The 6,747-nt window shown below is 46.3% G+C and carries 7 protein-coding genes; 4 read left to right on the top strand and 3 right to left on the bottom strand.

The window, feature by feature from the left end; all coding sequences use genetic code 11:
- Positions 1–203 (top strand): hypothetical protein (locus tag EOO49_RS15115; protein WP_290847180.1); only part of this gene is annotated, 203 nt, incomplete at its 5' end.
- 17 nt (positions 204–220) lie between these two features.
- Complete coding sequence (locus EOO49_RS15110; protein ID WP_290847178.1) at positions 221–1,267, top strand: T9SS type A sorting domain-containing protein; 1,047 nt, start codon at positions 221–223, stop codon at positions 1,265–1,267.
- Between the two features lie 31 nt (positions 1,268–1,298).
- Here EOO49_RS15110 and msrB (EOO49_RS15105) read toward each other — a convergent pair whose 3' ends face one another.
- Genes msrB (EOO49_RS15105) through EOO49_RS15095 form a run of 3 tightly spaced genes read right to left on the bottom strand, consistent with a single transcriptional unit; the run spans position 1,299 to position 3,077 of the window.
- The gene (msrB, locus tag EOO49_RS15105; RefSeq protein ID WP_290847175.1) at positions 1,299–1,688 is read right to left on the bottom strand and encodes a peptide-methionine (R)-S-oxide reductase MsrB; all 390 of its coding nucleotides are present in this window, start codon (positions 1,686–1,688) and stop codon (positions 1,299–1,301) included.
- 31 nt (positions 1,689–1,719) lie between these two features.
- Entirely contained in the window at positions 1,720–2,205 is a 486-nt protein-coding gene (gene msrB / locus EOO49_RS15100; RefSeq protein ID WP_290847173.1) for a peptide-methionine (R)-S-oxide reductase MsrB, read from the bottom strand.
- A complete protein-coding gene (locus tag EOO49_RS15095) occupies positions 2,202–3,077 on the bottom strand; it encodes an alpha/beta hydrolase (RefSeq protein ID WP_290847171.1) in 876 nt (291 codons plus the stop codon). Before EOO49_RS15095 ends, msrB (EOO49_RS15100) begins: the two co-directional genes overlap by 4 nt.
- Before the next feature lie 75 nt (positions 3,078–3,152).
- Between EOO49_RS15095 and EOO49_RS15090 the strand changes: the two genes are divergently transcribed.
- Positions 3,153–5,078, top strand: a complete 1,926-nt coding sequence (locus EOO49_RS15090; protein WP_290847169.1) for an alpha-1,4-glucan--maltose-1-phosphate maltosyltransferase — start codon at positions 3,153–3,155, stop codon at positions 5,076–5,078.
- Positions 5,078–6,700, top strand: coding sequence for a putative maltokinase (locus EOO49_RS15085; protein ID WP_290847167.1), 1,623 nt, complete (start codon positions 5,078–5,080; stop codon positions 6,698–6,700). Before EOO49_RS15090 ends, EOO49_RS15085 begins: the two co-directional genes overlap by 1 nt.
- The last annotated feature ends 47 nt before the right edge of the window (positions 6,701–6,747 follow it).

The following is a 6,747-nucleotide window of genomic DNA, read 5'->3' as shown; positions in this document are numbered from 1 at the left end:
CAGCGGATAGCCCGACGGCGGCTTCCAGAAAATGCGACCACCCGAAAAAGCTGTCGCTGCTACCGCAACCGCACCTGAAAAACCGCCGCCGGCACGCCCAAAAATCCGAAATCCAAATGTGGATTCCAGCGCGTGTATGTACTTATAGCCGATTAATTCTCAAATACGCGAGTTTTTGTTACTTTTACGCTAGTCAACTTTAACTAAAGCTCAACTATTTATGAAGAACTTCTACAATTTTCTATTCATTTTTGCACTTTCACCGTTTACGAACTTTGTTTCGGCTAAAAATGTTGCGGATTTTGCTTTTGAAAATCAACAGCAGGAATTACCAAGCTCGGTCGCTGTCGCCTACTATCCGGTTACTTTGACTGGATTTAACCATGACGTTGTGGCGAACGGCCCGAGCCAGGCGAATGCATCGACTACAGCTACCATCGATTTTTCGAATGAATTTTACTCGGCAGATTTTGTGCCTACGACTTCGTACAATGGAGCATCGGCAGCGGCCGTAGGAGGCGGACTTCCCGCAAACGGACAAATTGCAAGCGCAGTAACTGCTGGAGTAACTTATCAACTTGCCGATTACGCAACGGCGAACTCGCTTTTGTTAAGGCCTATCGGATTGGTCGCCGGAACTCTGAATTTTACTCAGCAATACACCGCAAACTCGATCTACATTCTTTGGGTCGCAACCGAGGCACAAGCCAACACCGTGGGAATCACGATAAATTTCGCCGATGGCACGAATCAGGTTTTCTTGAATCAAGTCGCTTACGACTGGGTTGGCGGAAACACCGGCGTCGCCTTGAGCGGACTTGGAAGAGTAGGATCGGGGACGACGCAATGGGCACAACTCAACGAGTTTTCGGAATTGGGCGCGTGTAAGTTGTTCGAGAAAAAAATCGACTTATCGCCCGCCAACCAAGCAAAAGCAATTGCTGGAATTACGTTTGTTTATTCGGGATTTGGCGATTATCAGTCACTTTCGGTTTTCGCCGTGAATGTTTTTGGTGAGCCTTATTTGGGTGTGGGTTCAAACTTGAGGAATCAGGTTGCGGTTTATCCAAATCCATCGAACGACATTTTTAATGTGCAATCGGATTTTGGTGTGAAGAACATTTCGGTCGCAAACACATTGGGACAAACGATAAAAAGTTCAGATTCCGACGCGATTTCACTTTCAGGATTTCCCAACGGCATTTATTTTCTCGAGATTACGTTCGAAAACGACACAACGGAAATCAGGAGAATCATAAAAAAATAAGCAAAAAGCGGAGCACAAAACTCCGCTTTTTTTATTCCTTGAAGTCGACCGATAACGAGTTGACACAATAGCGCTGGCCTGTTTGGGTTGGGCCGTCGTCGAACACGTGGCCAAGATGGCTTCCGCAGTTGGCACACAGAATCTCGGTTCTGATCATGCCATGGGATTTGTCGCTTATGTACTCGATTTTTCCAGGAATGGCCTCGTCGAATGAAGGCCATCCGCAGTGGGAATTGAACTTGGCGTCGCTTTCGAAAAGCGGTTCGCCACAAGCGCCACAAGCGTAAGTTCCGTTTTCAAAATGCAGGTTGTACTTTCCGGAGTGGGCGAATTCTGTTCCTTTTTGGCGCAAAATGCGATAGCGTTCCAGTCCGAGCTCCTGTTTCCATTGCTCTTCTGGTTTGGAGATGTTGTAATTCATTGCAATTGTGTTGTTTACAGTTGGGTAAGAATCACTTCACGGGCACAAATTTTATGCTTACCGAATTGGTACAGAATCTTTGTCCGGTCGTTTCTGTCGGTCCGTCTTCGAAAACGTGTCCCAAATGGCCGCCACATTTTGCACATGTCACTTCTGTTCTTGACATTCCCAGCGAATTGTCGGTGTGATAATTGACCGAACCTTTTATGGCTTGATCAAACGAAGGCCATCCGCAGTCTGACTTAAATTTGGTATCGGAATTGAAAAGCTTGTTGCCGCAGGCCGCGCACACGTAATAACCTTTCTCGAAATTATCGACATATTCGCCTGTGTAAGGACGTTCCGTACCTTTTTCCCTTAAGACATTATATTGTTCGGGCGTCAATTCCTTTTTCCATTCGGCATCGGTTTTCAACACTTTTCCGTTCGGATCTTGCTTGGTTTGACGCTTTTCCTTTTGTTGCGACTGACACGAAAGCATCGACAGGATCGCAACTAAACACAGTATTTTTTTCATGATTTTTCGTTTTTGATGAAGTCTATCGTTCGTTCGATGACTTCGGGATCGCCCAGGATTTTTCTGTGGCCTAAACCTCGCGTGAGCAACAATTCGCCATTTTTCAAATGTTCGTGTATATGGATGGCGCAACTCACCGGAACTTCGTCATCATCGTTGTCGTGGATCACGAAAACCGGAATCTCGACGTCCTTAGCCGCTATATACGCAGAATAGCTTTCCATGGTTTCGCCTTTGAAACCCTTTTCGAAGTGTACTCTCAAGCGATCGACAAGATTGGGTTTGAGTTGCATCCTGTTTATGAAATCCAGTAAGATATCGCTGACTTTGTCGCCGCTTCCAATAATGGTCAGGCGATCGATGGCGAGTCCGCGCTTTACGGAATTCAGTAAAGACATACCACCGAGTGAGTGACCCACGGCGGCTTCAAAAGGTCCGAATTGTTTTTCGATTTCGAGGATCGACGCGATGAATTCTGGCATCAACGTCGTGCTTCCCGGAGATTTTCCGTGTGCCGGAGCATCGAAACTCACGGTCGAAAATCCTTCTTCGGTAAGGCGTTCGGCAATCTTTACCAACTGCGTCCCGCGGCCTGACCAACCGTGCACCAACAGTACTTTTCGCTTGGCGTCCCCAAAAGTATAAACGACGATTTCCTTATTTATTGCAGTCACGAAAATCTTGGTTTGCACACTTTTGGCGTCCATATCAAGTTCGCGTTTCGGAATCCTGTGACGGATGGGCGTCGTAAAAAGATGGGCTGCGAACTTCGTAAGCAATTTGGGCGAAATCGATTGCAAAAGTTTAGCGGTATACAGGATAAGCCTTGGAATCTTCAATGAATTGGAGCGCTTCTTCGCCTTTTTTATCATATCGCTAAATTTTACCGCAAGTTATGACAAGGGTGGATTTTTTAATAAATTGAAACTTATAAATTATCCTTAAAAATGAACCAAACCCGCATAATCATTGAGAATGTACAGCCGCAGCTCGACTCCGGGGCATTTCCCATAAAAAGAATTCCCGGACAAAAAGTCCAAGTGACCGCCGACGTATTTTCTGACGGACACGACGTTGTGGAATGCAGCGTAAAATACAAGCACGAAGAAGACAAAAAGTGGAATGAAGTCAGGATGAACCCGACGCAAAATGATGCTTGGCAAGCCGAGTTCACCGTCGAAAAACAAGGCGCATACACTTATTATGTAGAAGGTTGGGTCGACTATGCGCTCAATTGGCAACATGGAACGGAGCGTAAAATCCAGGACAATCAGCACGTAAAGTCGGAGTTGCTTGAAGGTGCCGAATATGTGAAGGAAGTTTTGAAAGTGGCCGATAAGTCCGAAAAGGACTATCTCAAGAAAATTGCCAAGGCTTTCGCCGATGAAAAACAGTATGACGAGGCCGTAAAAGAAGCGGTTTCGGACGAATTGCACCAGATTTTCAAGCGTAACCCGATCCGTTTTTTGGAGAACAAGTCTGCTGAATTTGGCGTCTATGTCGACAGACCGAAAGCGTTGTTCAGTACTTGGTATGAATTTTTTCCAAGATCGGCCTCATCCGAAGAAGGAAAACACGGCACTTTCCAGGACTGCGAGAAGTTGTTGCCGCGAATCGCACAAATGGGTTTTGATACACTGTATTTTCCGCCGGTGCATCCGATTGGAGAAGTCAACCGAAAGGGGAAAAACAATGCGACCAATGCCGACGAAGGTGACGTTGGTTCGCCTTGGGGAATCGGCTCGAGGCACGGAGGACACAAAGCGATCCATCCGGAATTGGGCACTATCGACGATTTCAAATCCTTGGTAAAATCGGCGAAAGCTTTGGGAATCGAGGTAGCGATGGATTATGCGTTGCAGGCCGCGCCCGATCATCCTTATGTAAAAGAACATCCGAAGTGGTTCAAATGGCGTCCGGACGGAACGGTTCAGTATGCCGAGAATCCGCCAAAAAAATACCAGGACATCCAACCGATCTATTTTGAGTCCGAAGACTGGAAAAAACTCTGGAAGGAATTGCTCGACGTGGCACTTTTTTGGGTCGAGGAATGTGATGTCAAGGTTTTCAGGGTCGACAATCCGCATACGAAACCTTTCTACTTTTGGGGTTGGCTGATTTCCGAAGTAAAGAAAAAACATCCCGACGTGCTGTTTCTGGCAGAAGCTTTCACACGTCCGAAGATCATGAACGAGCTTGCCAAACAAGGCTTTACGCAATCTTACACCTATTTTACCTGGCGCAATTCCAAAGCGGAACTCATCGAATATGTAACGGAATTGACGCAAACCGACCAAAAGGAATTCTACCGACCGAACTTTTGGCCGAATACGCCTGACATCAATCCTCATCCGCTGCAACACGGGAACGAAGCCATTCATTTGACGCGCTATTTTCTGGCGGCGACCTTGAGTTCGAGCGTCGGGATTTACGGTCCGGTTTATGAATATATGGTCTCCGAACCGCTTCCGAACAAGGAAGAATACAAGGATTCCGAAAAATATCAAGTCACCAAATGGGATTGGAGCATCCAAAATAAACTGATTGCGCTTATTTCCAAGATCAATTTCATCCGAAAAGCGCATGCTTCACTGCAACAGACCAACAACGTCGAATTCTGCGAAACCCAAAATGACCAGATCATCGCATACCACAAATGGAGCGACGACAATTCGGACGAAACTTTGATGATCGTCAATCTTGATAAAGACAACAAACAGAGCACTTGGGTGAAATTACCTGCCGCTTTCGCCGGAAAATCGGTAAATGTGAACGACCTTGTGACAGGAAACAGCTATTTCTGGGACAAAGACTGGAACTATGTCGAGCTCGACCCGACAATGCCGTTCCATTTATTCAAAATAGCCAAGTGATGAACGAGAACCAGGAAACATTCACGACACCTTTCGAGTTCAACATCGAATGGAAAGAAGCTTTCGAAAACGAGAATTTCGTCAAGGTTTTCTCGAGCGATATTCTCGAGAATTACATCATCAATAAGCGTTGGTATGGCGGAAAAGCGAGCACGTTGAAGTACATCGAGGTCATCGATTATTTCAAGATCACTTCTGAACAAAACACTTATTACGGCGTTTTGCTTGAGGTCAATTTCAAAGAGGCTTTCTACCAACATTATTTTATGCCGCTTTCGTTCATGTCCGAGGAGGAACTCGACACCAACACGATCATTGCGCCGGTGAGAATGAACAAACAGGAAGGTTATCTCGTCGACGCGTTGCATCAGGAAGATTTTAGAAAGCTCGTCTTCGAGAATATCGTCAAGGCCAAGGACGTCGTCGGTACCGGGAAAATCGTTTTCCACAAAGGCAAGAATCTGCTGGAGTCGGAATACAAGTCTTCGCGTTTCATGGGCGTTGAGCAGAGCAATACTTCGATCATCTACAATGACAATTTCGTGCTCAAGATTTTCCGTCGGATTTATGTCAGCACGAACCCCGATTACGAGATCAACCGCTTTTTGACCGAAAGGATGGACTTCCGGAACACGCCGGCCTACATGGGAAGCATGAGTTCGAATCTCGCCGAAGGCAACATCACGCTTGGCTTGATGCAAGAACTGGTGCCCAATCAGGGCGACGCCTGGAAATTCATGCTGGACGAGATCGACGGCGTTTTCTCAAACCTCAAAACCAAGAAAATCAGGGTTGACAAATTGCCTAAAGTAGACTTGTTTACGCTATTGAAAATTAGTCAGATACCACCCGAAATTATCGATTGGGCAGGCTTGAGTCTGTTTCTCAGGATCCAGACTTTGGCCAGACGGACAGCCGAAATGCACATCGCGCTGGGAAGCGACATCCACGACACGGCGTTCACTCCGACAACTTACAACGGCGACTACACTGTTTGGCTCAAAAACCGACTGTTGTACCAATTCCAGAACCGTCTGAACATCATAGAAAACAGCCTGCACAAACTCGACGGACTCGCGCTTGAATTGGCGCATCAGTTTCTCGAAAACAAGAAATCAGTGCGAAAACATTTCGTCGATTTCGATTGGACAAAGATGAAAAGCGAGCGCATCCGCATTCACGGCGATTATCACTTGGGACAGGTTTTGGTCTCGGGAGACGATTTTTATCTGCTCGATTTCGAAGGCGAACCTGAGAGCACGATTCGCGACAGAAAGGTGAAACAACCGCCTCTCAAAGATGTGGCAGGTATGTTCCGATCGTTTCATTACGCAATTTACGCGACGATTTTCAACAACAAGGACAAATATCCTTACGAACAGGAGCAATTGTTCGAGGCCGCGGAATTGCTGTTCAATTATATCGTCGGGGCGTTTTTGGAAACCTATATCGAAAAAGTCCAGTCCGAGAACCTAAACATCGGCTACAGCCACGAAATCGAGTTTTTGCTTCGGTATTGTCTGCTCGAAAAAGCCGTTTATGAATTGGGATACGAGTTGAATTCGCGTCCGCGTTGGGCTGTAATTCCCTTGCGCGGCATTCAGAGTATAATGGGATATTGATCCCGAAATGCAATAATTTCTTTGAAGCGAAGGCTTCCGAACTAAAA

The organism is Flavobacterium sp. (genome assembly GCF_004295795.1).
GTDB lineage: Bacteria > Bacteroidota > Bacteroidia > Flavobacteriales > Flavobacteriaceae > Flavobacterium.
This window is presented reverse-complemented; position numbering and strand designations above follow the sequence as displayed.